The organism is Megasphaera paucivorans, from assembly GCF_900103535.1.
GTDB lineage: Bacteria > Bacillota > Negativicutes > Veillonellales > Megasphaeraceae > Megasphaera_A > Megasphaera_A paucivorans.
This window is the reverse complement of sequence record NZ_FNHQ01000033.1, coordinates 1-26,926: the sequence shown is the minus strand read 5'-3', so window position 1 is coordinate 26,926 and position 26,926 is coordinate 1. Positions and strand designations below refer to the sequence as shown.

Annotated in this window: 25 protein-coding genes, 1 pseudogene, 1 riboswitch and 1 other annotated feature; of the genes and pseudogenes, 20 read left to right on the top strand and 6 right to left on the bottom strand. The window is 38.0% G+C overall.

Annotated features, from left to right (window positions below; all coding sequences use genetic code 11):
- The 6 genes from BLR11_RS11735 to BLR11_RS11710 form a co-directional block, all read left to right on the top strand.
- Window positions 1–563: electron transfer flavoprotein subunit alpha/FixB family protein (locus tag BLR11_RS11735; protein ID WP_091648107.1), on the top strand; the 563-nt coding region annotated here is incomplete at its 5' end.
- Between the two features lie 370 nt (window positions 564–933).
- Window positions 934–2,340: a GntP family permease gene (locus BLR11_RS11730; protein WP_218118796.1), complete on the top strand. Its 1,407-nt coding sequence runs from the start codon at window positions 934–936 to the stop codon at window positions 2,338–2,340.
- Between the two features lie 50 nt (window positions 2,341–2,390).
- Window positions 2,391–3,938, top strand: a complete 1,548-nt coding sequence (locus tag BLR11_RS11725; protein WP_091652312.1) for an acyl CoA:acetate/3-ketoacid CoA transferase — start codon at window positions 2,391–2,393, stop codon at window positions 3,936–3,938.
- A gap of 101 nt (window positions 3,939–4,039) precedes the next feature.
- Window positions 4,040–5,179 (top strand): acyl-CoA dehydrogenase, encoded by a 1,140-nt coding sequence (locus BLR11_RS11720; RefSeq protein WP_091652310.1) that lies wholly within the window; start codon window positions 4,040–4,042, stop codon window positions 5,177–5,179.
- 108 nt (window positions 5,180–5,287) lie between these two features.
- On the top strand, window positions 5,288–6,070 hold the full coding sequence (locus tag BLR11_RS11715; RefSeq protein ID WP_091652307.1) for a short-chain-enoyl-CoA hydratase: 783 nt from the start codon (window positions 5,288–5,290) through the stop codon (window positions 6,068–6,070).
- 548 nt (window positions 6,071–6,618) lie between these two features.
- Window positions 6,619–7,197 carry a DJ-1/PfpI family protein gene (locus BLR11_RS11710; protein ID WP_245675154.1) on the top strand — a complete coding sequence of 193 codons (579 nt, stop codon included), beginning with the start codon at window positions 6,619–6,621 and terminating at the stop codon, window positions 7,195–7,197.
- 141 nt (window positions 7,198–7,338) lie between these two features.
- Here BLR11_RS11710 and BLR11_RS11705 read toward each other — a convergent pair whose 3' ends face one another.
- A complete protein-coding gene (locus tag BLR11_RS11705; protein WP_091652304.1) occupies window positions 7,339–7,908 on the bottom strand; it encodes a phosphatase PAP2 family protein in 570 nt (189 codons plus the stop codon).
- A gap of 126 nt (window positions 7,909–8,034) precedes the next feature.
- Window positions 8,035–8,502, bottom strand: a complete 468-nt coding sequence (locus BLR11_RS11700; protein WP_091652302.1) for a NusG domain II-containing protein — start codon at window positions 8,500–8,502, stop codon at window positions 8,035–8,037.
- 526 nt (window positions 8,503–9,028) lie between these two features.
- On the opposite strand from BLR11_RS11700, the gene BLR11_RS11695 reads away from it, so the two are divergent.
- From BLR11_RS11695 to BLR11_RS14500, 14 genes are all read left to right on the top strand, one after another.
- Window positions 9,029–10,333, top strand: a complete 1,305-nt coding sequence (locus BLR11_RS11695) for an ABC transporter substrate-binding protein (RefSeq protein WP_091652299.1) — start codon at window positions 9,029–9,031, stop codon at window positions 10,331–10,333.
- 93 nt (window positions 10,334–10,426) lie between these two features.
- Window positions 10,427–11,305, top strand: coding sequence for a carbohydrate ABC transporter permease (locus BLR11_RS11690; protein ID WP_091652296.1), 879 nt, complete (start codon window positions 10,427–10,429; stop codon window positions 11,303–11,305).
- Complete coding sequence (locus BLR11_RS11685; protein WP_091652293.1) at window positions 11,295–12,122, top strand: carbohydrate ABC transporter permease; 828 nt, start codon at window positions 11,295–11,297, stop codon at window positions 12,120–12,122. Before BLR11_RS11690 ends, BLR11_RS11685 begins: the two co-directional genes overlap by 11 nt.
- A complete protein-coding gene (locus BLR11_RS11680) occupies window positions 12,122–13,237 on the top strand; it encodes an ABC transporter ATP-binding protein (protein WP_091652290.1) in 1,116 nt (371 codons plus the stop codon). The genes BLR11_RS11685 and BLR11_RS11680 overlap by 1 nt, the downstream gene beginning before the upstream one ends.
- Window positions 13,218–13,982 carry a sugar phosphate isomerase/epimerase family protein gene (locus BLR11_RS11675; protein WP_176762975.1) on the top strand — a complete coding sequence of 255 codons (765 nt, stop codon included), beginning with the start codon at window positions 13,218–13,220 and terminating at the stop codon, window positions 13,980–13,982. Before BLR11_RS11680 ends, BLR11_RS11675 begins: the two co-directional genes overlap by 20 nt.
- A gap of 131 nt (window positions 13,983–14,113) precedes the next feature.
- Window positions 14,114–14,328, top strand: a binding site (T-box leader).
- Between the two features lie 100 nt (window positions 14,329–14,428).
- Window positions 14,429–15,592, top strand: a complete 1,164-nt coding sequence (locus tag BLR11_RS11670; protein WP_091652281.1) for an amidohydrolase — start codon at window positions 14,429–14,431, stop codon at window positions 15,590–15,592.
- Entirely contained in the window at window positions 15,585–16,607 is a 1,023-nt protein-coding gene (locus BLR11_RS11665) for a methionine ABC transporter ATP-binding protein (protein WP_091652278.1), read from the top strand. Before BLR11_RS11670 ends, BLR11_RS11665 begins: the two co-directional genes overlap by 8 nt.
- Window positions 16,604–17,263, top strand: a complete 660-nt coding sequence (locus BLR11_RS11660; protein ID WP_091652275.1) for a methionine ABC transporter permease — start codon at window positions 16,604–16,606, stop codon at window positions 17,261–17,263. Before BLR11_RS11665 ends, BLR11_RS11660 begins: the two co-directional genes overlap by 4 nt.
- Window positions 17,264–17,367: 104 nt before the next feature.
- Window positions 17,368–18,132, top strand: a complete 765-nt coding sequence (locus BLR11_RS11655; RefSeq protein ID WP_425433758.1) for a MetQ/NlpA family ABC transporter substrate-binding protein — start codon at window positions 17,368–17,370, stop codon at window positions 18,130–18,132.
- Window positions 18,133–18,303: 171 nt separating this feature from the next.
- Window positions 18,304–18,426 carry a hypothetical protein gene (locus BLR11_RS14625; RefSeq protein WP_281240853.1) on the top strand — a complete coding sequence of 41 codons (123 nt, stop codon included), beginning with the start codon at window positions 18,304–18,306 and terminating at the stop codon, window positions 18,424–18,426.
- Window positions 18,427–18,542: 116 nt separating this feature from the next.
- Window positions 18,543–19,754, top strand: coding sequence for an alanyl-tRNA editing protein (locus tag BLR11_RS11650; RefSeq protein WP_091652270.1), 1,212 nt, complete (start codon window positions 18,543–18,545; stop codon window positions 19,752–19,754).
- A 182-nt stretch (window positions 19,755–19,936) separates the two neighbouring features.
- The gene (gene ahpC, locus BLR11_RS11645) at window positions 19,937–20,500 is read left to right on the top strand and encodes an alkyl hydroperoxide reductase subunit C (RefSeq protein WP_091652268.1); all 564 of its coding nucleotides are present in this window, start codon (window positions 19,937–19,939) and stop codon (window positions 20,498–20,500) included.
- Window positions 20,501–20,523: 23 nt separating this feature from the next.
- A complete protein-coding gene (locus BLR11_RS14505; RefSeq protein WP_245675153.1) occupies window positions 20,524–21,558 on the top strand; it encodes an FAD-dependent oxidoreductase in 1,035 nt (344 codons plus the stop codon).
- Window positions 21,555–22,148, top strand: a complete 594-nt coding sequence (locus BLR11_RS14500) for a thioredoxin family protein (protein WP_245675152.1) — start codon at window positions 21,555–21,557, stop codon at window positions 22,146–22,148. Before BLR11_RS14505 ends, BLR11_RS14500 begins: the two co-directional genes overlap by 4 nt.
- Before the next feature lie 121 nt (window positions 22,149–22,269).
- On the opposite strand, the gene pflA is transcribed toward BLR11_RS14500, so the two are convergent.
- The 4 genes and pseudogenes from pflA to BLR11_RS11620 all read right to left on the bottom strand — a co-directional run.
- A complete protein-coding gene (gene pflA, locus BLR11_RS11635; RefSeq protein WP_091652264.1) occupies window positions 22,270–23,010 on the bottom strand; it encodes a pyruvate formate-lyase-activating protein in 741 nt (246 codons plus the stop codon).
- Between the two features lie 59 nt (window positions 23,011–23,069).
- Window positions 23,070–25,322, bottom strand: a complete 2,253-nt coding sequence (pflB, locus tag BLR11_RS11630; protein WP_091652262.1) for a formate C-acetyltransferase — start codon at window positions 25,320–25,322, stop codon at window positions 23,070–23,072.
- A gap of 66 nt (window positions 25,323–25,388) precedes the next feature.
- A riboswitch (ZMP/ZTP riboswitch) is annotated at window positions 25,389–25,467 on the bottom strand.
- 113 nt (window positions 25,468–25,580) lie between these two features.
- A complete protein-coding gene (locus BLR11_RS11625; protein ID WP_091652259.1) occupies window positions 25,581–26,633 on the bottom strand; it encodes a helix-turn-helix domain-containing protein in 1,053 nt (350 codons plus the stop codon).
- A gap of 71 nt (window positions 26,634–26,704) precedes the next feature.
- Window positions 26,705–26,926: pseudogene (locus BLR11_RS11620) on the bottom strand (transposase); the annotation flags it as partial.

Genomic DNA, 26,926 nt, shown 5'->3' with positions numbered 1-26,926 from the left:
TGGCAGAAATCGTATGCCGTGAAAATCGTCCGCAAATGGGAACAGTTCGTCCGAACGTATTTAAAAAACCGGCAGCGGATGCATCGGCGACAGGCGAAATCATCGACATGAAGGCAGCACTGAGTGATGACGACTTCATGACGAAATTCGTAGAACTGATCAAAATGGGTGGCGGCGGCGTCAAATTGGAAGAAGCCGACGTTATCGTATCAGGCGGCCGTGGGATGAACAGTTCAGAACCGTTTGAAGGAATGTTGAAGGAATTGGCAGGATTGCTGGGCGGGGCAGTAGGTGCGTCGCGTGCAGCAGTAGATGCCGGCTGGATTGATGCACTGCATCAAGTAGGCCAGACAGGAAAGACCGTAGGACCGAAGATTTATGTAGCTTGCGGTATTTCCGGAGCCATCCAGCATTTAGCCGGGATGACAGGATCCGATTGCATCATTGCGATCAACAAAGATCCGGATGCTCCGATTTTCCAGGTTTGCGACTATGGTATCGTAGGGGATGCTTTTGAAGTTGTTCCTAAGATTACAGAAGCAATCAAGAAAATTAAAGGTTAATAAGTAACTCTTTTTGGGATGTGGTAAACATTCTAGCTGAGTTGTTTTAAAAGGAAAGGCCCTTCGGGGCCTTTTTTTTGTTAAAAAAATTAATTTGAATAGTATGATTTTGTAGAATTAAAAAAATGTCAAATTTGCATTTTTATGATGAGCTAACAATCAATGCAAGTCAAATTTTTCCTATATATTTTGTCTATGATTTTAGGTAACATCTATAGTAACAACAAACGAAGTATGCATACTTATTTTTATCATCAACTTAATAAATTTTGTATTTATACTTATTAAGTTTAGAAGGGAGGAAAAATAATCGTTTGTAATTTATATAAGAAATTGTAGATATAAATATAAAGGAGGAATTTCATAAATTATGTTAACGGCAATTGCGATAGGGAGCATTATCCTAAGTTTGTTTTTATTAGTAACATTTGCCTACCGGGGGTTTTCGGTAATTTTGTTTGCGCCAATTTTTGCGATGTTTGCGGCAGGATTGTCAGGCATTAATATTTTACCAGGATATACGGAACTATTTATGCCAAAGGCAGTTACGTATATCAAAGCTTTTTTCCCTATATTTTTACTAGGTGCTGTATTTGGAAAAGTCATGGAAGATACGGGAATGGCACGAAGTATTGCACTTAAAGTTATTCGCTGTATAGGAGAAAAGAGAGCCATAGCGGCAGTTGCGCTGGCATGTATGATTTTAACATATGGCGGTATTTCCATGTTTGTTTGTGTGTTTGCCATTTATCCGTTTGCGGCAGCGTTATATAAAGAGGCAAATATTCCCAAAAGACTTATTCCGGCTACTCTAGTTTTAGGTGTATTTACAGCAACCATGGATTGGCTTCCGGGTACACCGCAAATCCAGAATATTATTCCTACAATATATCTTGGAACAACGACATATTCTGCACCTATATTAGGAACTATCGGTGCCATTATACTAGTGGCAGTTTCTTATATATATTTGGAATGGCGTGTAAAAGTGGCTAAAGACAAGAATGAAGGATATGGTCATCATACGATAAATGAAACAGTAATTGATGATACGATTCCATTACCTAAGTGGTACTTTTCTATCATACCGTTATTTGTAGTGTTGGTTGTTAATTTTGGACTATCCATGTATTCGTGGAATTCGGATTTAATTGTACCGTTTCAAAAAATGGGTATTCCTCTGGTAGCTAAATCAGTTCAAAATGTTATTTCTATCTGGGCGTTGGTCGTCGGATTATTGGCAGGTATTATTGTAGCTTGTATCAACGGGCATAAATTTATTTCTAAGGAAGGAGGCATCCAAGCCGCATTAAATGCAGGAGCTATAGGATCTCTGCTTGCTATTATGAACACGGCTTCTGAAGTTGGGTACGGAAATGTTATAGCTTCTCTGCCGGGATTTACTGATATAGCTAATTTTTTACTGGGAATCGCACAGGGGGCACCGCTTTTAAATGCGGCTCTTATGGTAAACATTCTGGCAGGTGTTACAGGATCTGCCTCTGGTGGATTAAGCATTGCCTTGGAACTTTTTGGACATCATTGGCTGGAATTGACGGCAGCCGCTGGAATCCCTCCCGAAGTTTTACATCGAATTGTTGCAGCTGCTTCCGGCGGATTGGATAGCTTGCCTCATAATGGTGCTGTTATTACGATTTTGGCTGTGTGTGGACTGACGCATCGTGAATCATATAAAGACATGTTTGCGATTACGATATTTAAAGTTCTTGTGGCTTTTTTCATGGTTGGCGTGTATATGTTGACAGGAATTGTATAGAAAAAATTTTACATGTACAGGCAGAAATACAATAAAGAGGTGTTTATATAATGAAATTCGTAAATGCAGAAAATGTGGTAAATCTGATTCCCAATGGAGCAACTATTGGAATTGGAACGTTTGTAGGCTGTAATATTGCAGAAGATGTGTTAACTGCGTTAGAAACACAGTTCTTGGAAAAAGAAACTCCCCATGATCTTACGGTAGTACATTGTGCCGGCATGGGAGACGGAAAAAATGCGGGAGGTAATAGATTCGCCCACGAAGGAATGTTAAAGCGGATTGTAGCCGGTCACTTCAACATGGCGCCCAATTTAGGGAAACTGATGATTGATAATAAATTAGAAGCTTATAATTTCCCTCAGGGAACGCTGGCACAGTGGTTTCGCAGTATTTCCGGGAAAAAACCGGGTATTATTACAAAAGTCGGGTTAGGAACTTTTGTAGATCCTCGTGTTGAAGGGGGAAAAGTCAATGCAGCAACAAATGAAGATTTGGTAGAGGTTATTCAACTCAATGGGGAAGAATGGTTGTGGTATAAGCCGTTTCCTGTCGATGTGGCGATTGTAAGAGGGACATCTGCCGATACAAAAGGGAATATATCTATAGAACATGAAGCGGTTAAGCTGGAAAATCTGTCGATTGCATTGGCTGCCAAAGCTTCTGGTGGAATCGTTATTGTACAGGTAGAACGGATAGTGGAAAACGGAAATATTAAACCAATGGATGTTGTTATTCCGGGGATTGATGTTGATTATGTCGTTGTAGCAGCTGATAAAGCAAAACATGAACAAAGTTATGGAAATATGTATAATCCAGCGTATTCAGGAGAAGTCCGTATCCCGTTAGATAGTATTGAACCAATGAAACTGGATCAGCGTAAAGTAATTGCGCGCCGAGCGGCCATGGAGCTGGTTCCCAATGCGAAAGTGAACCTAGGAATTGGCATTCCCGAAGGTGTGGCAAGTGTTGCTAATGAAGAAGGTGTCGGAGATACGATGACACTTACAGCTGAAGCGGGCACTATTGGGGGAGTTCCGGCCGGCGGACTTGATTTTGGTGCGTCTACCAATCCGGAGGCAATCATTGATCAGCCGTACCAATTCGATTTCTACGATGGCGGAGGTCTTGATGTTGCATTTTTGGGATTAGCGGAAACCGATAGAGACGGCAATATCAATGTGAGTAAATTTACAGGTCGTATGGCTGGCTGCGGCGGTTTTATCAATATTACGCAAAATACTAAAAAAGTAGTATTCTGTGGTACTTTTACGGCAGGAGGATTAAAAGTGCAGGTCGGTAATGGTAAACTGACCATTCTTACGGAAGGTAAATTAAATAAATTTTTAGATAAAGTAGGTCAAGTTACATTTAGCGGTGCCTATGCACATCAACACCATCAGCATGTTTTATATATTACGGAGCGTGCGGTATTTGAGTTGTCAGAAGAAGGACTTATGTTGACGGAAATAGCTCCCGGCGTTGAGCTTGAAAAAGATATTCTGGCACATATGGATTTTAAACCAGCTATTTCATCTGATTTAAAGCAGATGGACTCCCGTATTTTTGAAGATAAACTAATGGGGCTTATCTTGTGATTACCAATGATTGTCAGGTTGAGCGTTGTTCTGTCATGCAGAATAGCATATCACCATTAGACAAATATATTATTTAATATTTTTAGGAGGATGATGTAATTATGGAATTCAAATTAACAGAAGAAATGGAAGATATTCGTAAGCTGGCGAGAGATTTTGCTGAAAAAAAATTACTCCCAACTGTTAAAGATCGGGATGAAAATGAAATTTTTGATAGAGAAATTTTTAATCAGATGGGAAAATTGGGATTGATGGGTATTCCGTATGCAGAAAAATATAATGGCTGCGGTTTGGATTTTATTAGTTTTGCTATTGCATGTGAAGAAATTTCCAGAGTAGATCCGTCCACCGGTATCGGTTTTGAAGTACATACGTCACTTTGTTCATGGCCGATTAATCAATATGGGACAGAAGACCAAAAAAGCAAATATTTATCTAAATTAACAACAGGAGAGTGGCTGGGTGCCTTTGGATTAACGGAACCTAATGCAGGGACGGATGCACTTAATGGGGCAACTACGGCCGTAAAGCAAGGTGATGAATATATATTAAATGGGACGAAAATATTCAATACTAATGGCGGAGAAGCTGAGGTTGAAATTATCTTTGCGGCAACGGATAAAACTAAAGGAGCAAAAGGCATGAGTGCGTTTATTGTAGAAAAAGGCACTCCTGGGTTAAGTTTTGGCAAGAAAGAAGTAAAAATGGGGATTCGTGCATCCGTACAACGTGAAGTTATTTTACAAGATGTGCATGTACCTGCGGCAAATTTGTTGGGAAAAGAAGGCGAAGGTTTTAAAATAGCAATGCAAACTTTAGATGGCGGTCGTGTTGGTGTAGCGGCCCAAGCTCTTGGTATTGCTGAAGGTGCGTATGAACATGCAGTAAAGTATTCAAAAGAACGTGTGCAGTTTGGCAAACCTATTTCCAAACAGCAAGCTGTTGCATTTAGACTGGCTGATATGAAGTTGAAAATTGAAGCAGCACGGTGGTTGGTTTATAAAGCAGCCTATGATATGTCAAATAATATTTCGCACAGTGTTTCTGCAGCAATGGCTAAAAAATTTGCCTCAGATATTGCCATGGAAGTTACCACAGATGCAGTACAGGTATTCGGTGGATATGGCTTTACCAGAGAATACCCCGTAGAACGTTATATGCGCGATGCTAAAATAACTCAAATTTATGAAGGTACGAATGAAGTACAGCAAATGGTTATTTCTGGTTCTATTCTCCGCTGAATATAGTAGATAATAATAAATCGCAGCATATATGCATTGGGACAAAAAATATGGAGATAGTGACATTGTGAAATTATTGTTTTGAATATAAAAAAGGATGTGTTTACTATGAGTTATGAAAATCTTTTGATAGAAAAGGAAAATGGTACAGCTGTTGTTACGATTAATCGGCCTAAAGCCTTAAATGCGTTGAATGAAGCGACTGTTCGTGAATTGGATAAAATGATTGATGAAATAGAAGCAGATCAAGACGTGGCAGTTCTTATCATTACCGGCAGTGGACAAAAATCTTTTGTAGCCGGGGCAGACATTGTTGAAATGAAAGATAAAAATGCCATGGAAGGCAGAGACTGGGGCATTTTGGCACAGGGCGTATTTAATAAACTTGAGAACATGAAAAAACCTGTTATTGCAGCTGTTAACGGATATGCACTTGGCGGAGGCAATGAATTGCAAATGGCCTGCGATATTCGTATTGCAGCAGACAATGCAAAATTTGGACAACCCGAAGTAACCTTGGGAATTACGCCGGGATTTGGCGGAACGCAGCGGCTGCCTCGCCTAGTTAGTAAAGGAATGGCAAAAAAGCTGTTGTTTACCGGAGCAATGATCGATGCTGCGGAAGCATATCGTATTGGATTAGTAGATGAACTTGTTCCAGCGGATCACTTGATGGCTGCTGCCAAAAAAATGGCTGTAAAAATTCAATCGGTTGCACCGTTAGCGGTACAACTCTGCAAATCGGCCGTTAATCGTGGTATAAATATGGACTTGCAATCGGGTATTCAATATGAAGATGAAGTATGGGGCTTGTGTTTTTCAACAAATGATCAAAAAGAAGGCATGCAAGCATTTGTTGAAAAAAGAAAAGCTGAATTTAGTGGTAAATAAGTATAATACTCGTTCGATCCTCAATATTTTTTGCCCAATGTAATTAAACTATGTGAAATTTAAATGAGATTAAGAATAAAATAATTTATATATATACTACGTCCTAATAAAATTTTTATTAGGACGTAGTTATATGTAGGAAAAATAGAAGGATTGCCGGATAGTATAGTTGAAAATCAAGTAGGTATATACGTAATATTATCATATATTCTATATGATAATATTACGTATATAAACTAGGATGTGAATTATGTAATTGCATTTGATGAAAACAGCGATTTGATACGTAACTGTCCGCGTGTTACAATAGAAGTAATCTAGTTGATTTGTAGTAATATTGTCAGTATAGCATAATGAGCAGCGAACATTGTTGCAATAATATAATACATTATAATATAAAAAATGCTTTTTAATTAAAGTTCTTATTAATAGCCCATATTGGACAATACCTTGTATTTATAAATTTATATGGGACCTCATTATTACCGCATGTATGTACGATTTATGAGGTGTAGGAAATGTATGATTTCAGATGGGGAGGAATAAATATGACAATGATGAAGGCAAAAAAAGTATTAATGTTAGCTGGTGATTTCGCAGAAGACTATGAAACAATGGTTCCTTTTCAAGCGTTGGAAATGGTAGGAATTCATGTTGATGTTGTATGTCCCGGGAAAAAGGCAGGAGATAAAATTAAAACGGCGATTCATGACTTTCTTGGAGATCAAACCTACTGCGAAAAAGAAGGGCATCAATTTGTCTTAAATGCATCCTTTGATGAAATCGATATGAGTCAATATGATGGATTGTACCTTACAGGGGGAAGAGCTCCGGAATATATTCGGTTGGATTCTAAGGTTATTGAAATTACTAAATATTTTATGAAAAATAAAAAACCGGTGGCAGCTATTTGTCATGGCCCGCAGATTTTGACAGCAGCCAATGTTGTCAGCGGCTTGACACTTACCGCATATCCCGCAGTGGGTCCGGATATTACTGTTGCAGGCGGGATATTTAAATCTGTTGATGCCGATAAGGCGGTAGTTTGTGAAAATCTTGCAACATCACCGGCTTGGCCGGGGAATACGGCGATATTAAAAGAGTTTATTAAACTGTTGGAAAAATAAAATGTATAGTTGCGAATAGGCGCTTTTGTTTGATCCTATCCATAAAAAATAAGCAATATAAAATCTGCCAGTACAAGGTATGCTGGCAGATTTTGTATTTAGCTATAGAAGCAATTCATGATTTTACGTATATAATTAATGTTAATTCCCGTTGAACTTGTTTTTATGCCATGGGGGTGATATTGATAAATGGTGGACTGTTTTATATGTGAAAATTCCACATAGTATTCCTAACAACATGCCGCCTAACATATCACTCGGATAATGAAGAAATAAGTATACGCGGGAAAATCCAATTCCTAAGGCTAATATCAAGGCGAAAATTCCCCAATATTTATTCCGGCAGAAAATTATAGTGGCTGCGGAAAAAGATCCGAAAGCATGTCCGGAAGGAAACGAATAATCTGTTGGCAGTGAAACTACTATATCCGAGGGTATCCAGGAATAAATAATATAAGGGCGCAGACGTGCTAAAGACGGTTTTAAAATACCATTTCCCAGTGTTAAACTGATTAATAGTCCTAATAATATCGCAATGCCGGTTACGCGGTATTCTTTTATGCATAACAAAAATATAGCCCAAACAATCCAAATTAGACCTATGTTTCCCACGTGGGAGAGGAGCAGCATATAGGGATCCAATGTAGACGTTACCATGTTGTTTTGTATCCAGAATAGCAGATTTTGATCTATATCTGCAAATAATTCCACTATATAGCGCTCCCTTCACGGATAAAACGTTTAAAATTATTGTAAAGCGGTTGTATGTTTGTGTCAAATATAAAAAGAGAAACGATGAAGATAGATAAATTGTTAAAATATACAAAATTAGGAGTATTATTGAGCGAGGGCATCAATATCAGTGGTTTGCTTACCTGTTATAACAATCATTATTTTGTAGGGGACATTAACAACTTGTTCATATGGTTTATCGATCCAGCCCATATGAACTCCGATTTGTCGGGGAGAATCATCAGTACGTATACGTATCTTTCCATTTTTTACTTGTATAATTGCATAACCGGGAATATCTTGTACTTTAAATTCTGTATTTAATTCAGAAGATAGTGAAATAGTCTTCTGCAACTTGCCATTGACCCATACTTGTGCTTGATCTGGTTTTTGAAAAAATGTCTGCCATTCGGTTGCTAAGGGAAGGAAAGATACTACTAATAAACAAAAAATTAAATAGATATCATTTTTATTTATATGTGTGGCAGATACGAGCTGCACTTTTTTTATATGAAGAAAACGTATGTGTTTTTGTTGAAATTCCTTGATTTTTTTAAAATAAGTATAGTACATTATCGTTTACCAAATTAATAAGAAGATAGAATATCAAATTTTCCAGTATAGAGAAAGTAAAATAATGTAAATATTATTTTATAAAAATACTGAAAAAATAAAATAAATATAAAAAACATTCTCAACTATAGCTGAGTATATCATATATAATATAAAAAAGTCCAGCTGTAAAAATAGGTATAAATATTATAAACAAGTAAAATATATCGGTAAAATAGAAGATATATGCTGTATATATAGAAAATATATCTAGTGGCATTTCAATATATCAGATTTTTAAACGCGTCTCATTTGCATTAAGTTTTTATTCGATATATATAGATAAAAAAATATAGTTCTCATAAACGATATGGATACTGGAGGGTGCAGGTGGTGAGTACGAGAAGTGGCGGGAGTATAATCAGGGAACTTAGATTTTACAGACTATTTATCAAATAAAGGTGATATTTTTACATACATTTCATACAATTCCTTATATCAAATAGTTTAACAATACTGGCTTTTTGACAATAAGGAGGATACGGTAATGAATTGGAAAAAGATGATAATTTGTGCATCTGTCGGTCTTATAGCGGTCGCAGGTTTGGCAGGTTGTAGTAATTCTGGCAGTGGGACTGGTGATACCGGCAAGGTGGTAGAAATTGAATACTGGCACGTGGCTTCCGATAGTTTCGGCGGGCAGACGCTGCGGGAGTTAGTGGACGATTTCAACAAGAGTCATCCCAATATAAAAGTAAAAGAAAAATTTAATCCTGATATGTATAAGGGATTGACACAGAATTTACAAGCAGCGGTTGCTTCTGGACAGACACCGGATGTAGTGCAGATGGGATGGGATTTCCTCAATTATGCCGATGAAAATTTTAAACATGATGATATAAATAAGATTTTTGCGACAGCAGGTGATCCGAACTTTATCAAAGATACGTTTGAACCCAATATTGCCAAGTTGGCGCAGACGGCTGACGGAACGCAAGTAGGTGTACCTTATTCTTTGTCTGTTCCTGTTTTGTATTATAATCCAGATATCTTTAAAGCAGCCGGACTTGATCCGTCAAAGCCGCCAAAGACTTGGCAGGAGGTTCGTGAATATGCACAGCAAATTAAGGATAGAACAGGGGTATCGGCATTTTTTATGCAAGAATATGCAGATACATGGACGAATCAAGCACTGGTTGAATCAAACGGCGGTACTATGCTGAAACAGGAAAACGGAAAATGGAAGGCGGGTTTCGATACACCGGAAGCCGCTGAAGGATATCAATTTATTGCGGATATGGTAAAGGATGGCATAGGTCTTCATGCAACAAATGAAGAAGGATTCCAGGCATTTACATCAGGTAAATTGGCTATGGTATGCACTACAATTGGCAAACGAGCAAATTTTGAAAAAAGTTCCAACTTTAAGGTAATGACGACAGCTTTTCCCGCGTTCGGCAACAAACCGGTAAAGGTACCGGCGGGCGGTAACTTCCTTATGATTTTATCCAAAGATCCGGCCAAACAAAAAGCTGCTGCCGAATTTGTAAAATATTTGGAATCAGCGGACAATTTAACAAAATGGGATACGGGCACCGGATATTTGCCGCCGAGAAAAAAAATGGATGCCGAAGGTCCTTACAAGAAATTAATGGATGAAAATGAAAATGTTAAGAAAGCCATGGAAATGCTTCCGAATGTAACGCCTTGGGTAAGTTTTCCAGGACAGAATGGACTGCAGGCAGAACAGGTCCTTATTGATACTCGCGATGTTGTATTGAATGGAAGCAAGTCTGCGAGAGAAGCATTGCATGATGCGGCTGTAAAAATCAATGAATTACTGGAAGGCTGAAAAATATTGACATGATACGTGTAAGAAGCGGCGGACGGGGAACTGTAGAGCGAATCTTCCTGTCTGCCGTTTTTTTTGAAAGGAGAAGTAATTATGAATCGATTATCCGGTAAAGGATATGCTTTTTTTCTTCCATCGGTACTGATTTTCTTTGTTTTTTATTATTGGCCGCTGCTTGTTAATTTGGGGCTGAGTTTTTTTTCGTGGAATATGGTCAGTGCCAAGGCAAAATTTGTAGGAATAAGTAACTATATTGCCATTATTCAAAGCCCGGAATTTTATCAAGTCGTAGGCAATACAATTTTATTTATTGTTTTTTTACTTGTTTTTAACTTTATTCTTCCGTATTTTTATTCGTATATGATGGCGCATATGTTGAAATATGGAAAAACGATATATCGGTCACTGTTGTTTTTACCTTCTTTGCTGAGTCTTGCTGTAGCGAGTATTATTTTTTTGTGGATATATAATCCGATGGCCGGTCCGGTTAATGAGATAGTAAAAATGGTTGGAGGTACTTCTCCGCGCTGGTTTAAAGAGCCGTATATTGTATTATTCTCGATAAGCAGCATTATTGGATGGAAGGTTTTCGGCTATAATATGATTCTTCTTTTGGCGGCAATGGTATCCGTTCCGAGGGAAATCATCGAGGCAGCACGCTTGGAAAATGCATCGGATTGGATAATTTTTAAAAAAATCATTTTGCCGCAGACATCTTCTTCAGCGATGTATGTTTTTGTTATTACCGTTGTTTTCGGTCTGCAATATGTCATGGTTCCTGTCAATATGTTGACACAGGGAGGTCCGGATCAGGGCAGTGCCAATCTGGTTTATGTTATTTATCAATATGCTTTTGTTTTTTATCAAACGGGTAAATCAGCGGCGTATGCAATGATCACAATGATGCTTTTTACCTTGTTTTTAGGGTGGCGCAGCCGTGTGGCAGACAAGAAGGTGTATTATGAAAATTAATATAAAAAAAGAACTAATTTGCCATATTTTTTTGATTGCGGCGGTTATTATTTCCTTATGGCCTGTTGTTTTTATGCTTTCGGCATCGTTTAAAGAATTAAATCAGATATTTCAATCTCCGTTGAATCCACTTCCTTCTTCACCGACATTAGAAAATTATATGACAGTTCTGGGACGTTTTCCTATTTTCGATTTTATATGGAATACTTTTTTTATTGCTTTTTTTGTAACTTTTTTCAAACTTACTACCAGTTTGCTGGCTGGCTTTGCATTTGTATATTATCGATTCAAGGGAAAAGAGCTTTTATTTAATTCCATGCTTATGACCTTTTTTATTCCCGTTACGGTTTTGATTATGCCGAATTATTTATTGATATCCCACGTAGGGTTGCTGAATACTCCTTATGGAGTCATGCTTACCGAACTGGCGGATGGCATGGGAATATTTCTTATGCGTCAGGCCATGAGAAGTATACCGAAGGCGCTTCTGGAGTCAGCTGTATTAGAAGGAGCAGGTCCTATTTATCTTCTTCGCAGTGTGGTGTTCCCTCTTGTACGTCCATCGGTTATAGCGATAGGGATTATGTTTTTTATCAATTCGTGGAATGAATATTTTTGGCCGCTGCTAATACTAAAAGATAAATCACAATATACATTGTCTTTGGCACTGCAAATGTTCATTAGTGCCGAAGGCGGCAGTGAATGGGGAATTGCCATGGCTGTAGCTGTGCTGACAAGTTTGCCGCCGCTTATTTTGTACTTGTTTTTCCAGAAATTTATTCTTAATACATTTATGCAGGCAGGAGTGAAAGGGTAATGCACAATATTATATTTGATAATGTAAGTAAGTCATATGGAAATAAAGAAGTTATCAAGCAACTAAACTTTGAGATACAAGAAGGAGAGCGGGTTGTATTCCTAGGACCATCAGGATGCGGGAAAAGCACAACGCTGCGACTGGTTGCGGGATTTGAAGATATTACTGACGGGAAGTTGTTTATGGGGGGAACCTGTGTTAATAATATGGCACCGGGAAAACGAAATATTGCAATGGTATTTCAAAGTTATGCTTTATTTCCTCACATGGATGTATGGGAAAATATTATTTTTGGTTTAAAAATTCAAAAACTGGGTAAAAAAGAAATTGAAAAAAGAGCAAAAGATGCGTTGGAAATGCTTCATCTGGATGGATTTGAACAACGTCTTGTAAAGTCTTTGTCGGGTGGACAAAAGCAGCGTGTTGCATTATGCCGAGCGATTGTTAAGCAATCTCCCTATTTTCTTCTTGATGAACCGTTATCTAATTTGGATGCTCAATTGCGGCAGCAAGCCCGGCAAAATTTAGTCAGAATTCATGAAATAAATAAATCGACTATGATTTATGTCACCCATGATCAGGTAGAAGCTATGACGGTAGGACAGCGGATTGCTGTACTTCGTGATGGTACATTGCAGCAGATTGCGACACCTCGTGAAATTTATGATAATCCATCTAATGCATTTGTTGCTTCTTTTATCGGTTCGCCGGCGATGAATCTGATAACGGCAGATATTGTCGATGGACATCTTTTTATAGGGAAAGTTGCAGTTCCGCTGCCGGATCGGATTACGGCAGTGTTAACAGGGAAACATAGTGTTATTGTTGGTATTCGTCCGGAAAACATACATATTACTACGGATGATCGGGCTATGCTCAAAGGGAGTTGCCGGTATACGGAAAATACAGGAAATTTACAAACGACACAGCTGTATTTGGCTGATGGTACAGCTATATTTAGTCAGTTTGCAGGCGAAACTTATGAAATAAAAGCCGGTGAAAATGTAGGAATACAATTTTTATGGGAAAATGTTTTGTTTTTTGATAGAGAAACAGAAATAAATTTATATGTTCGTGAAAAAGGAGAAAATAAATATGGCAATTATAGAAATTAGTGATCTTGCATTTTCAGCATTTAATGAAATAGAAATGGAAAAACTGCCGGAAGATTACGGCATTGAATTCTTTTATGAATTTGGCAGTGATAGCTATTGGGACGTTGTATTGCATCGCATGCGGGCAGACAAAAAGACATTGTCTATTCATGGGCCATGCGTTACTGTAAATTTAGCAGACCCAAACGATACGGCATATTTAGAACGATATAGAAAAACGTTTTTGTATGCAAAAAAAACAGGGGCAAAATATGTTGTTGTTCATACCAATGAACAGTGGAGCGGAGATATGGAATTTTGTCGTCAACTGGTATTGGAACGGCTGCGCAGAATTGAGCTATTAGCAAACGAGTTGGATGGAGCTAAAATGGGGATAGAAAACGTAGGATTAAAACAAAATAATCTTTTTGATGAAGAGGCATATGTCGCTCTTTTTGAAGAATTTCAGACAGCGGGAGCTATTATCGATGTAGGGCATGCACATATTAATAACTGGGATACTTGCCGTGTTATTAGGGAGTTAAACCGACGGATTAGTGCGCTTCATCTCCAGGATAATAACGGAAAAATTGATGAACACTTGCCGTTATTCGCAGGTACGATTGCTTGGCGAAGTCTTATGGAGATAATTAAGCAGTATGCGTCGCAAGCAGCTTTTGTTTTTGAATATGCAGATGGAAACTATAAAAACGCAGCGGATATGATAAAGGAATTGGATGTCGTTCGAAAAAAACTAAGGATTTAAAAAAATATTGAGTTAAATATATGCTTATCAGTATAATGTATTTTTGAGTGTAGGGTTGTTAGTTATTTTTAAAAAAGATAAAAAAAATCTTGACAAGGGGAAAATATAAGTGTACCATAATGGTAAACATTAAAAATGCAATGATCAAAATAAGTACATTGTGAAAAAGTGTTACAGAGATGTGAATCAAAGGCTGAAAATTCACAATAATCTTAGCACAATGGAATGCCTTTGAGAGCAGATTAGTTGAACTTATAGTAGGCTAAATCCGGTTGCCGCCGTTAATGGTTTTGAGTTACAGCAGTTTGTTGTAAACAGAGTGGGACCACGGACCACCGTCTCTGTATATCAGAGATGGTGGTTTTTTTTGTTTTTGGAGTATACGAAAATAGGATTTTTAGTAATAAAAAAATATACTAAAAATGTATAGATTAAAGGGGGTTAATATGAATGAACAATTAATACAAAGAAAAATTACAGAAGAATTTTATTGGTTTCATGAACATCCGGAATTATCTTATAAAGAGGTAGAAACGACAAAAAGATTGAGAGTAAATTTACAGTCAGCAGGAATCAAAATTTTACAAATTCCCTTGAAAACTGGATTGGTAGCTGAAATTGGTACAGGCAGTGCACCCATTGTCGCGTTGCGTTGTGATATTGATGCACTGCCTGTACAGGAAAAGACAGAACTACCATATCGTTCAAAGATTGATGGTCATATGCATGCTTGTGGACATGATTTTCATGCAGCAGCTATATTAGGTGCTGCATATATATTAAAACAACACGAACAAGAAATAAATGGAACGATCAGACTTATTTTTCAACCAGCAGAAGAAGCTCCGGGAGGAGCATTAAAAATTATACAGTCGGGGGCATTACAAGATATACAGGTCATTTTTGGTATTCATAGTTCTCCATTATTTCCTATAGGAGATATTGCTATCCGAGAAGGCGCTGTAACGGCTGCTGTGGATCGTTTTAGTATAACTTTTACTGGGAAAGGAACGCATGCAGCTCATCCACAAGAAGGATTTGATCCGATTGTTGCAGCGGCTGCTTTTATTAGTTCTGTGCAATCTATTATTAGCCGTAATGTAAATCCTTTCGACGCTAATTTAGTCAGTATCACTCACTTTGAAAGTGGCAGTAATTGGAATATTATTCCAGAGCAAGCTTTTTTGGAGGGGACTGTACGTACGTTAACTGCGGATGATCGTACGTATATACAAAAACGAATTCTTGATTTAGCCAAATATACAGCTAAATCTTATAATGAAAGAGCAGATGTTCAATGGTTTAGTGGACCGCCAGCAACAGCAAATGATGAAAATTGGGTTGCGTTTGCCAAAGAAGAAGCAGAAAAACAGCAGCTAAAAGTTCGAGTTTCACCATTTTCTCTAGGCGGAGAGGATTTTGCTTTTTACCAAGAAAAGATAAAAGGCGTGTTTATTCAAATGGGTACTGGAACATCTTATCCCAATCACAATCCTCACTTTCAAGTCGATCCCATCGCACTATACCCGACTTCACAATATACGTCGAGATTAGCCGTGCAAGCAATTGAAAAAATAAGACAGGTATCAGGGAGTGGAAAAAATGATTAACTTTGTTAATATCAGTAAAACTTTTACTGTAAAAAGACAAAAAATAAAAGCATTACAACATGTGTCTTTACAAATCAGTGACGGTGATATATTTGGCGTTATTGGTTTTAGCGGTGCCGGTAAGTCAACGTTGTTGCGTATGGTAAATGCCTTGGAAATTCCAACAGAAGGTCGAATGGAAGTTGATGGGCGTGATATCAATGCGCTTGATTTTTCAGAGTTGCGAAAAGTTCGTAAGAAAATCGGGATGATATTCCAAGAATTTAATTTATTAGAATCCAAGTCTGTTTATGATAATGTAGCGATTCCGTTGATTTTGAATCATGTAGATAAAAAATTAATACAAAAACGGGTAACGGAATTACTATCTTTCGTTGAATTGTCAGATAAAGCATTGGCGTATCCGTCTCAATTATCAGGAGGACAGAAGCAGCGTATTGGCATTGCGAGAGCATTGGCAAATAATCCATCTATCCTTCTTTGTGATGAAGCTACGAGTGCTTTGGATCCAGAAACAACGGAATCAATTTTACAACTATTGAAACGCATCAATAAAAAGTTGAATATTACAATTCTTATTGTTACGCATGAAATTCATGTCATCCAAAGTATTTGTAATCGTGTTGCCGTAATGGAACATGGCAGCGTGGTGGAGACGGGTACGGTTCTTGAAGTATTTAGTAATCCGCAGCAGAATATGACAAAACGGTTTGTACAGACTGTTATTCCTGACGAAATTCCCCCCAGTATTGTTGAGACATTACATGATGACGTACGAAATTACAGGCTTTTAAAAATACGTTTTCTTGGAAATAATGCAAAAAGAAACATAGTATACTATATCAACACTCACTATAAAGTAGAAACGAATATTTTATTTGCATCAGTCAATGAATTGCAGCAAACTGTGTTAGGTATTTTTATTGTGCAGGTCATCGGAGATGATAGTGAAATCAATCAAGTTATTTCATACATTGAAAGAAATAAGATTCAATGGCAGGAGGTGGTACTATGATAGAGTTGGGTGTTCCTAATTCCAGACTGATTTTAGCGGCAGAACAGACTATTTATATGGTTTTTGTTTCATTGGGTATTGGAACCCTTATTGCTGTACTTTTATCTGTTGTACTGGTATTGACGAATCCAGGTGGTATTTTAAAAAATAAATACATATATGTTGTTGTTAATACAGTGGTCAACGTTATCCGCAGTATTCCTTTTATTATTTTGATGGTCTTTATTTTACCTCTTACAAAAATGATTGTTGGTACACGTATAGGCACCACAGCGGCATTAGTTCCATTGGTTGTTTTTATTGCGCCATATTTAACTCGTTTATTTGAAAATTCTATTTTGGAGGTGAACAAGGGGATTATTGAAGCAGCACAAGCAATGGGGGCTTCATATTTTGAAATCGTCAGGTATTTTTTATTGCCAGAAGCGCGCGGGTCATTGATTCTTTCGGTGACAACTGGGACTATAGGCCTTATTGGAGCAACTGCTATGGCTGGGGCTATAGGTGCAGGTGGTGTTGGGAATCTGGCATTGACGTATGGATATGAAAGACTTAACTTTCCATTGATGTTATTTACTGTTGTTATTCTTATTGTTTTTGTACAAAGCATTCAAACTGTTGGCAATTATTTTTCGACTAAGGTACGTAAGCATTAAATGTTTTTTGAAAAATATAATTTATGTAGAAAGAGGGAAAAAATATGAAATTTAAAAAAATAGGAATTCTTTTATTTACAGTTATTGCGGGAGCAACTTTTTTGATGGGGTGCGGCGGAGACGATACTGGCAGTGCGAAAAAAGAAATTACATACAGTAAGTCTCAAGGGCCATATTCTGAATTGTTTGAAAAAGGTATAAAACCTATTTTGGAAAAGAAAGGATATAAAGTAACAGGAAAAGATATGTCTGATCTTTTGCAGGCTGATGTAGCGTTGAATGAAGGAGAAGTTGATTTTAATGTAGAGCAACATACGGCATATATGGAAAATTTTAATAAAAAACAAAATGGTCACTTAGTGGCATTAACCCCCATACCAACCGTGCCGGCAGGAATTTATGCAGGTTCTAAGTCAAGCCTTGATCAAATTAGTGATGGTGCTAAAGTGGCCGTTCCTAATGACGCAGCCAATACAGCTCGCTGCTATGCATTGTTGCAGAAGGTAGGTTGGATTAAACTCAATCCAGAAAAGGATTTGTCAACAGTAACTCAACAAGATATTATAGAAAATCCGCATCATATTCAATTTACAGAAATGAAGTCTTTGAATATTCCAGCCGTTCGTGGTGACTTTGATTTTATTGTCATTACAGGATCTATTGTTTATAATGCAAACATTGATCCCTCGACGGCACTCGCTACGGAAGATATTTTACCCCATCTTCTTTTACAGCTTGTCGTATTGGATAAGAATAAAGATGCACAATGGGCTAAGGATATAGTTTCTGCATATCACTCTGATGAATTCAAGAAGTATATGGGGGAACACAACAATGGATTGTGGTATATTCCTAAAGATAACCAGTAAATAACGTTTTACCGATACCAAGAACTTCAGCAGTCATATGCATAGAAAAAATGATAATTTTAAGTATCATATATATTAAATTGTTTTCTTGCATAATATAATTTGAGTCTGTATACTATAGTAAAATAAAATACAAAGGGCGGCACACAAGGAGGTGAAGGGGGAATATTCTTGTGTGCTGTTTTTTTAGGAGATAGGTATAATCATATTGCAATCGATATTGCACTGGGAATGAAACTGTTGCTGGTTAGATTGCTGATTGATAAAACAAAGAGCGGTAATTATGTGAGCTAGTATTCCTATTGTGATGAAAAAGCAGTATTTAAAGCAGGAATTCAGGTGTCAATGTATCGATATGTACTTTTACGTTAATCAGGTTGGTTTATACTATGTTATTTTTGTGAGGTAATATGATGACAGAAAAATTATATGAGCAAGATTCTTTGGCCCGGGAATGTAAGGCAGTTGTTACATCGTGTGTTTTTGATGGAGAAAAATACAATATTGTATTGGATCGAACGGTTTTATTTCCTGAAGGCGGCGGGCAATTGAGTGATACAGGAAGAATAGAAGGAGATGGAAAAATCGTTTATGTCCTTCACGGGACAGACAAAGAAGGTACCATTTCTTATTGTTGTGATGCCCTGCTGTCACCAGGAACGGAAGTCACTGTATATGTAGATTGGCAGCGACGACTGGATTACATGCAGCAGCATTGTGGGGAACATATTTTATCATACTCGTTCTGGAAGCTGTTTGGTGTGCATAACATTGGATTTCATATGAGTGAACGAATGGTTACAATTGATTTGGATCAGGAAATTACGCGAGAGCAGGCTGTACAGGCGGAAGATTTTGCGAATGAGGAAATTTGGCAGAATAAGAAAATTCATGTGTTATATGCAACTCCCTCGGAAGCAGCTAAGTTGGCTATGCGGAAAAAAAATGAAAAAATAAAGGGAATGGTTCACATCGTTGCCATTGATGATGGAGATGTGTGTACTTGCTGTGGAACCCATCCGCCCTATACAGGGATGATCGGAATTATTAAAATAATGAAAATGATACGACATCGTGGCGGTATGCGTATTGAATTTTTGTGCGGACGATGGGCGCTGGAAAACATTCGTCAGGATGTACAGTATATTGAAGAAGCAAGTAATATCTTATCAACAAAAGAAAAATTGGTCTGCGAGGGGATTCGTAGATTGCAGGAAGAAGTGCGTATGCTTCGTGAAGATGTGCGTCAGCAGATGGAAGTTCTTCAGCGGCAGGAAATGGATGAGATATGGAAGAAGTGCGTAAATGATGAACAAGGCAATGTGGTATTTACTATTATGAAGGATTCCTATACTCCTAAGTCGGCAAAAATGCTTCTTCAAAAATTAATTGCTGTTGATCATGCGGTAGTGGCAATTGTGTATTGTCAGGAAAATCGAATTTATTATATGTTTGGCAGTGGGGTAGAAGCAAACTCAGATTGCCGTGCGTATATTAAAATGGCTAATACACTTTTTAACGGTAAAGGCGGCGGCAGTTCTGTTTTATGCCAAGGATCTGCTCCAGCATTTTCTCAATGGAAACAGCAAGCAGAAAAGCTTTTTGAATGTATTAGAAAATAAGAAATAAATGGGCGGGTTTTGTGAAATACAGGTTTATACGATTTTTTGAATTTATTATGGGTATATATACGGCTGGAAGATATTGAGAATTATTATTGACTTATAAGAATAAAAGTGGTATTTTATAATCATCAACTGATAATATATATTAGTTAATAATAATTAACAAAGGAGTGACGATTATGTCTTTAATTAATAAAGAAGTAGCTGACTTTACTGTGCAGGCATATCAAAATGGTGAATTCAAAGAAATAACAAAAAAGGATATTCTTGGAAAGTGGAATGTATTTTTCTTTTATCCAGCGGACTTTACTTTTGTATGCCCGACGGAATTAGAAGATTTGGCTAATTCATATGATAAATTTAAAGCAATTCATTGTGAAGTATATAGTGTATCGTGTGACACTCATTTTGTACATAAAGCCTGGCATGATTCTTCAAAATCTATTGAAAAGGTTACGTATCCGATGATAGGTGATCCCGTGGCTATATTGGCGCGTGATTTTGATGTGTATATTGAAAGTGCAGGGTTAGCCGAACGAGGAACTTTTGTTGTTAATCCGGAAGGGAAAATAGTGGCATATGAAGTAAATGCCGGCAACGTTGGACGTAATGCCGATGAGTTGCTCCGCAAAGTAGAAGCTTCTCAATTTGTGGCAGAACATGGAGATCAAGTATGCCCGGCAAAATGGCAGCCTGGTGCAGAAACATTGAAGCCAAGTTTTGATTTAGTTGGTGCTATTTAAGAAATAACAGTGAGGCGATGCATATGAGAAATATGTATGATGCCGTAATTGTCGGCGGAGGCCCGGCAGGGCTCTCTGCCGCCATATATTTAGGCAGAGCAAAGTATAAAGTTCTTGTTGTGGAAAAAGAAAAAATCGGTGGACAGATTGCTATTACTTCAGATGTTGCCAACTATCCAGGAATAAAACAGATAAGTGGTGCAGAATTAACGGATGAAATGTATGCCCAGGCAATAAAATTTGGTGTAGAATTTGTTGATGCAGAGGTGAAGGAGTTGACGCTGGAGCAGCAAATAAAGAAAATGGATACCACCAAAGGAAGCTATCAAGCGCTATCTGTCATATTGGCAACAGGTGCCAATCCACGAAAAATAGGATTTATTGGAGAAGAAAAATTTCAAGGACATGGTGTTTCCTATTGTGCAACCTGTGATGGCGAATTTTTTTCAGGGAGGGATGTTTTTGTTATCGGCGGGGGTTTTGCTGCTGTGGAAGAAAGTATTTTTTTGACAAAATATGCTAAAAGTGTAACTATTCTTGTGCGTAAAAATAGCTTTTCATGTGCAGGGACGGTTGTTGATGAATTAAAAAAATATCCAAAAATTACCGTAAAATTCAACACAGAACTAGTTCTAGCGGGTGGAAACCAGACAATATCCTATGTTGCGTTCAAAAATAATAAGACAGGAGAAACGTGGCGGTATGATGTGGCTGGACAGGGTGGTTTGGGTGTCTTTGTATTTGCCGGATACATTCCTAATACAGCACTTTTTGCAGATACAATAAATTTAAATCAGCAAGGATACGTGATTACCGATGCGAATCAGAAAACTAATCTTGATGGGGTATATGCAGCCGGGGATGTGTGTATTAAAAATTTACGCCAGATTGTAACCGCCGTATCTGATGGAGCTGTTGCTGCAACGGCTTTGGATACATATATTTCAACGATGCATGACAAACTTAATTTATCTGGGGTCAGTCAAATTAAAAAAGTGGAAAATAAATCAAAAAAAAGGATGAAGATAAAGTGGTACAAAAAGAGGATGATGATATGAATTTTATTTCAGCAGATATTAGAAAAAAGCTTGAACCGATTTTAGCTAAATTTGAACATAAAGTAATTCTCAAAGCATGGATTGATGATAGCGAATTTTCAATGGAATTGAAAAACTTTGCTAAGGAATTTTGCAGTTTAACTGCAAATGTATTATATGAAGAAGGTATAATTGAGGGAGCACCCGGTTTGGAAATTATTCGTGAAGATGAAACTAGCAGCGGAATTATTTTTCACAGTGTACCGGGAGGACATGAATTCAATTCCTTTGTTCTTGCATTATATAATGTAGGCGGTCCAGGACAAGATCTGGATCCCGCAGTGGAAAAAAAATTAGAACACATACAAAAAACGGTACATATTCAAGTTGTGGTATCTCTGTCATGTACGATGTGTCCTGAGGTTGTCATCGCAACGCAGCGCCTGGCGGCCGCATCTCCCAAGATTACAGCAGAAATGTATGATGTACAGCATTTTCCTGCTTTAAGAAAGAAATATAATATTATGAGTGTGCCTTGTATGATTGTAAACGATACAGAGGTTTATTTTGGCAAAAAGAATATTTCTGAAATTATAGATTTGCTGTTGTAAGGCATAGTAACAATAGAACGTCCTCCTGTACACATGTTGTATAGGAGGACGTTCTATTGTTACTATGGTATATGTTTTTTTGACATGAGCGGTAAACATAAGGAATTGTATACGGCATATATTAATGATCTATACCTAATATTATTTCTGCCCGCCGGATTTGTTCTGCCGTAGGAGATTGCATATTTTTTAATGTATAGGGAATACCCAACTGTTCCCACTTAGGAACTCCTAATGTGTGATACGGCAGAATCTCTGTTCGTTCTACCGTTTTTAAGGTTTTTATAAAATGGGCCATGCGATGCAGCCCCTCTTCATCATCAGTCAATCCGGGTACAAGAACATGGCGAATCCACATAGGTTTACCAAAATCTGATAATGTGCTTGCCAGTTCGAGAATATTGACATTACGTTGTCCTGTCAATTTTTTATGTTTTTCTTCATCCATTTCTTTGATATCCAGTATAAATAAATCGGTAAATTCGCAAAGTTTTTGAAATTTCTCCCAAAAAGGTTGATTTCGTGTAAAGGGGTTTCCCGAGGTATCTAATGCGGTATGTATACCTTGTTCTTTTGATAAGCGAAAGAGTTCTGTCACAAAATCTAATTGCAGCAAGGCTTCACCACCGCTCACCGTGATACCGCCGTGATTCTTCCAATATGACTTATAGCGTAATGCCTGCTGCAATACATCTTGCGGTGTCCTTCTTGTACCTGTGTAAGTATTCCAGGTTTCGGGATTATGACAATACCGGCAGCGCATAGAGCATCCCTGCATGAATACAATAAAACGCACACCGGGGCCATCAACGGCTCCGAAGGATTCTGTCGAATTAATGAGTCCTGTAAGTTGTTCAGCCATTTTTTCACCTCTTATTCCAAACGGCACAGCCCTGAAAGTATTCAGGGCTGTGTTTTTAGTTAGAGTTTATTATGAAATGTACGGGAAATAACGTCTAGTTGCTGTTCCCGGGTAAGCGCGATAAATTTGACAGCATAGCCTGATACACGGATTGTTAAATTAGCATATTCTGGTTTTTCAGGGTGTTCCATCGCGTCGATCAGCATTTCTTTTTCAAAGATGTTGACATTTAGGTGGTGTGCCCCCTGGTCAAAGTAGCCATCCAAGACATGGACGAGATTAGCGGTTCGTTCAGTATCGGTATGACCCAAGGACTCGGGATTCATGGATTGTGTATTGGAAATGCCATCCAACGACCAAATATAAGGAAGTTTGGCGACGGAATTCAAAGAAGCCAGCATTCCATTTTCTTCCGCCCCATAGCTGGGATTTGCTCCGGGAGCAAAAGGAGTCCAAGCGCGTCTGCCATCAGGAAGATTTCCTGTAAAACGTCCATATACGACGTTAGATGTTATGGTCAGGATAGATGTTGTAGGTTCAGAATTGCGATAGGTATGTCTCTTGCGGACATCTGTAATAAACTCGTGCAGGAGCCAGATACCGATATCGTCAGCTCGGTCATCATCATTTCCATATTTCGGGAAATCGCCTTCTATGGCAAAGTCTTCTGCCAGACCCTTATCATTACGGATAACGCGAACCTTGGCATACTTGATTGCCGATAAAGAGTCAATAACATGAGAAAAACCTGCAATACCTGTTGCAAATGTTCGGCGTACATTTGTATCGATCAACGCCATTTCTGCGGCTTCATAATAGTATTTGTCATGCATATAGTGAATGGTGTTCAGTACATTGACATATAAGCCGGCCAGCCAATCCAACATGAGTTTGTATTTTCTCAACACTTCATCATAATCAAGATATTCTGATGTAATTGGTGCTAATTCCGGTCCGGCTTGTATTCCAAATTTTTCATCTATACCACCGTTAATGGCATACAGCAGTGCTTTGGCCAGATTTGCCCGAGCTCCGAAAAACTGAATTTCCTTGCCCGTTTGTGTAGCTGAAACACAGCAGCAAATAGAATAATCATCACCCCATACGGGTTTCATGACATCATCATTTTCATACTGAATGGAGCTGGTTTTTACAGAAATACTGGCCGCGTACCGCTTAAATGCATTAGAAAGAGCGGATGAATAGAGAACTGTCAAATTTGGTTCTGGAGCAGGACCCATGTTTTCTAATGTGTGGAGAAAACGAAAATCTGTTTTCGTTACCATAGAACGACCATCCATACCGATTCCTGCCACTTCCAATGTAGCCCAAACGGGATCACCGGAGAAAAGTTCATTATAGGACTTTATACGTGCAAACTTTACCATGCGCAGCTTTAACGTCAGGTGATCAATAAGTTCTTGTGCTGTACTTTCTGAGAGTATGCCGCGTTGAAGATCCCGATCAATATAAATGTCTAAAAATGTCGAAATACGACCAACAGACATAGCAGCACCGTTTTGTGTTTTGATGGCAGCTAAGTAGCCAAAATACAACCACTGCACCGCTTCTTTTGCCGTAGTTGCAGGATGAGAAATGTCGAAGCCATAAACAGCTGCCATCTTTTTCATATCTTCAAGTGCACGGATTTGTTCGGAAAGTTCTTCACGTTGTCGAATTACATCGTCCGTCATTACTCCGTCACCGCAATTTGTTTTATCTTCTTGTTTCCACACAATTAATTGGTCTATTCCGTAAAGTGCTATACGGCGGTAATCGCCTACAATACGGCCGCGCCCGTATGTATCTGGAAGACCGGTTACAATATGTGTATGACGCGCTGTTTGCATTTCCTCTGTATAGGCATCGAAAACAGCTTGGTTATGTGTTTTGTGATATTCTGTAAAAATTTTGTGAAGTGATGGATTCAGTGTATAGCCATACATTTCCAATGCTTCTTCTGCCATTTTTATACCACCGTAAGGCATAAAAGCACGTTTTAGCGGTTCATCTGTCTGCAGACCGACAATTTGTTCCCAGTGTTTCAATTGATCATCAATATAACCGGGACCATAAGCAGTTAAACTGGAAACGATTTCTGTTTCTTCTTTCAAGACACCGCCGTTTTTTCGTTCAGCTTTCTGCAATTCCTGCAGTTTAGCCCAGAGTTTGCTTGTTCCTTCTGTAGGCCCTTCCAGAAAATCGGCATTTCCATCATAAATTCGATAATTGTGTTGAATAAAATCCCGTACATTACATTCTTCTTTCCATAGCCTGCCGTTAAATCCGTTCCATTCCTGAAAATGCAGCATGTGCATGCCCCTTTCTTATACAACCATTTATTTTAAATAGATGATAAAAAAAGACCGACAAATCTGGCCCTTTGCCCAGACGGTCGGCTTATCAGAAATTATGCTTCATGTGGTTGCTCCACTTCCGTCAGTCACATAATTCTAATGAAATTATAACCGTTGGAAGAGGAATTTGTCAATATGACAAAAAGAGGATGCAGAAATGGTTTTTTGCTGCATCTCCATGGTGAAATATGACGGTTGTTTTTGTCACGTGTTTTATATTTTGAATTTTAAAATGCGACTGGGCCGCCCGTTTTTTTGCTGATATTTTTTTCCGGATTCAAAACAATAATCAAATTGCATGAGTTTTAATACGATCCTATCAATTGTTCGGGGAGTTACATGCAGTGCATCTGCAATTTCAGCGGTGGTGAATTCATTTTTTCCCTGCGCAACAATCATATTATGGAGTTTACATAATGTAACGGAACTTACCCCTGTTTGTTGAGAGATAGATAAAAAAGAATTTGATATATTTAAATCATATTCTTTTTCGTTGCCGATAGGACCTCTGATTGTTTCTAAATCATAAACTAAAAAAAGTTGATTTCCGCCGCCGCTGATGGCACGTTTTACTCCCAATCTGGCATGATATTTTGCCTCCATAGCTGTTTTTCCGAATCCAATGCCAACACTGACGGTACTGACTGTATGCTTTTGTATATCATCAAATAATGAAAATTTATGAAATTTATCTGTTTGATTTTCTACAATCGCCCGTGTGGAAAATAAGAGAAATTCTGTTTCTGTTACGGAAATAACGGACGCCTGTATTTTTTTTGCAAAGAGATAAACTTGTTTCATTACATTAATATTTTCAAAGGTAAGTTGATATTCATTTGTATTTAAAGGAGAATAGTTGTCTCGTTCATCAATGACGACATCGATAATGATCAATTGGCTTTCCCGGCTGATTTGCAAAAGAAAATCAGCCTGTGCTTTTCGGATATCATTGCATATATCATAAATAGTCGGAGATAAATATACAACAGGAATGTTTGATAAATACAGTCGTTTATACACGTCATAAAAGATAGTTAGGCAAGTTTGATTTTTATTGAAACGATATTGGTTGTAGTGATATTGAACCGTTTTGGTGATAAAAGTCTCATCAAATGTATATGGGGGTACAAACGATATATGAATATCCGCGACATCAAGGTTGAGTTCTTTGTAGGTGTCATATAGTAATTTTTTATCTTGAAAATCTGTTGTAATGTCATAAATAATGTCTACTGCGCAAAAACCACTTTTTGACACGGCAGCCATTTTAAGGCCCGTTTTACTTTCCACAGTAGTAACTGTAGGTAAAATAAAATTGGCGTACACTGAATAGCCTGGAGTTTTCTCAGGTTCAGTGCCAAAATAGACAGCGCTATCACACTCTGTGTCGTTTCTTTCAGATATGTTCTGATTTGGCTAAGGCCAAACCGACGTTTCGCTAAACTGAAAGCTCGTTCTACTTCCACGCGATCGCAATTGTCTTTGTATTCTAATCGTTTGTCTCTAACAGCATCTTTCTTGGGCCGTCCTAAGGCAGGTCCCGACAACCGAATGCCTCT

Bases quoted from the DNA above. Each gene is read 5' to 3' on its own strand.
- BLR11_RS11730 (WP_218118796.1), top strand. From the start codon at position 934: ATGTTAACGGCAATTGCGATAGGGAGCATTATCCTAAGTTTGTTTTTA.
- BLR11_RS11725 (WP_091652312.1), top strand. From the start codon at position 2,391: ATGAAATTCGTAAATGCAGAAAATGTGGTAAATCTGATTCCCAATGGA.
- BLR11_RS11720 (WP_091652310.1), top strand. From the start codon at position 4,040: ATGGAATTCAAATTAACAGAAGAAATGGAAGATATTCGTAAGCTGGCG.
- BLR11_RS11715 (WP_091652307.1), top strand. From the start codon at position 5,288: ATGAGTTATGAAAATCTTTTGATAGAAAAGGAAAATGGTACAGCTGTT.
- BLR11_RS11710 (WP_245675154.1), top strand. From the start codon at position 6,619: ATGACAATGATGAAGGCAAAAAAAGTATTAATGTTAGCTGGTGATTTC.
- BLR11_RS11700 (WP_091652302.1), bottom strand. From the start codon at position 8,502: ATGTACTATACTTATTTTAAAAAAATCAAGGAATTTCAACAAAAACAC.
- BLR11_RS11695 (WP_091652299.1), top strand. From the start codon at position 9,029: ATGAATTGGAAAAAGATGATAATTTGTGCATCTGTCGGTCTTATAGCG.
- BLR11_RS11690 (WP_091652296.1), top strand. From the start codon at position 10,427: ATGAATCGATTATCCGGTAAAGGATATGCTTTTTTTCTTCCATCGGTA.
- BLR11_RS11685 (WP_091652293.1), top strand. From the start codon at position 11,295: ATGAAAATTAATATAAAAAAAGAACTAATTTGCCATATTTTTTTGATT.
- BLR11_RS11680 (WP_091652290.1), top strand. From the start codon at position 12,122: ATGCACAATATTATATTTGATAATGTAAGTAAGTCATATGGAAATAAA.
- BLR11_RS11675 (WP_176762975.1), top strand. From the start codon at position 13,218: ATGGCAATTATAGAAATTAGTGATCTTGCATTTTCAGCATTTAATGAA.
- BLR11_RS11670 (WP_091652281.1), top strand. From the start codon at position 14,429: ATGAATGAACAATTAATACAAAGAAAAATTACAGAAGAATTTTATTGG.
- BLR11_RS11665 (WP_091652278.1), top strand. From the start codon at position 15,585: ATGATTAACTTTGTTAATATCAGTAAAACTTTTACTGTAAAAAGACAA.
- BLR11_RS11660 (WP_091652275.1), top strand. From the start codon at position 16,604: ATGATAGAGTTGGGTGTTCCTAATTCCAGACTGATTTTAGCGGCAGAA.
- BLR11_RS11655 (WP_425433758.1), top strand. From the start codon at position 17,368: ATGGGGTGCGGCGGAGACGATACTGGCAGTGCGAAAAAAGAAATTACA.
- BLR11_RS11650 (WP_091652270.1), top strand. From the start codon at position 18,543: ATGATGACAGAAAAATTATATGAGCAAGATTCTTTGGCCCGGGAATGT.
- ahpC (WP_091652268.1), top strand. From the start codon at position 19,937: ATGTCTTTAATTAATAAAGAAGTAGCTGACTTTACTGTGCAGGCATAT.
- BLR11_RS14505 (WP_245675153.1), top strand. From the start codon at position 20,524: ATGAGAAATATGTATGATGCCGTAATTGTCGGCGGAGGCCCGGCAGGG.
- BLR11_RS14500 (WP_245675152.1), top strand. From the start codon at position 21,555: ATGAATTTTATTTCAGCAGATATTAGAAAAAAGCTTGAACCGATTTTA.
- pflA (WP_091652264.1), bottom strand. From the start codon at position 23,010: ATGGCTGAACAACTTACAGGACTCATTAATTCGACAGAATCCTTCGGA.
- pflB (WP_091652262.1), bottom strand. From the start codon at position 25,322: ATGCTGCATTTTCAGGAATGGAACGGATTTAACGGCAGGCTATGGAAA.
- BLR11_RS11625 (WP_091652259.1), bottom strand. From the start codon at position 26,633: ATGGCTGCCGTGTCAAAAAGTGGTTTTTGCGCAGTAGACATTATTTAT.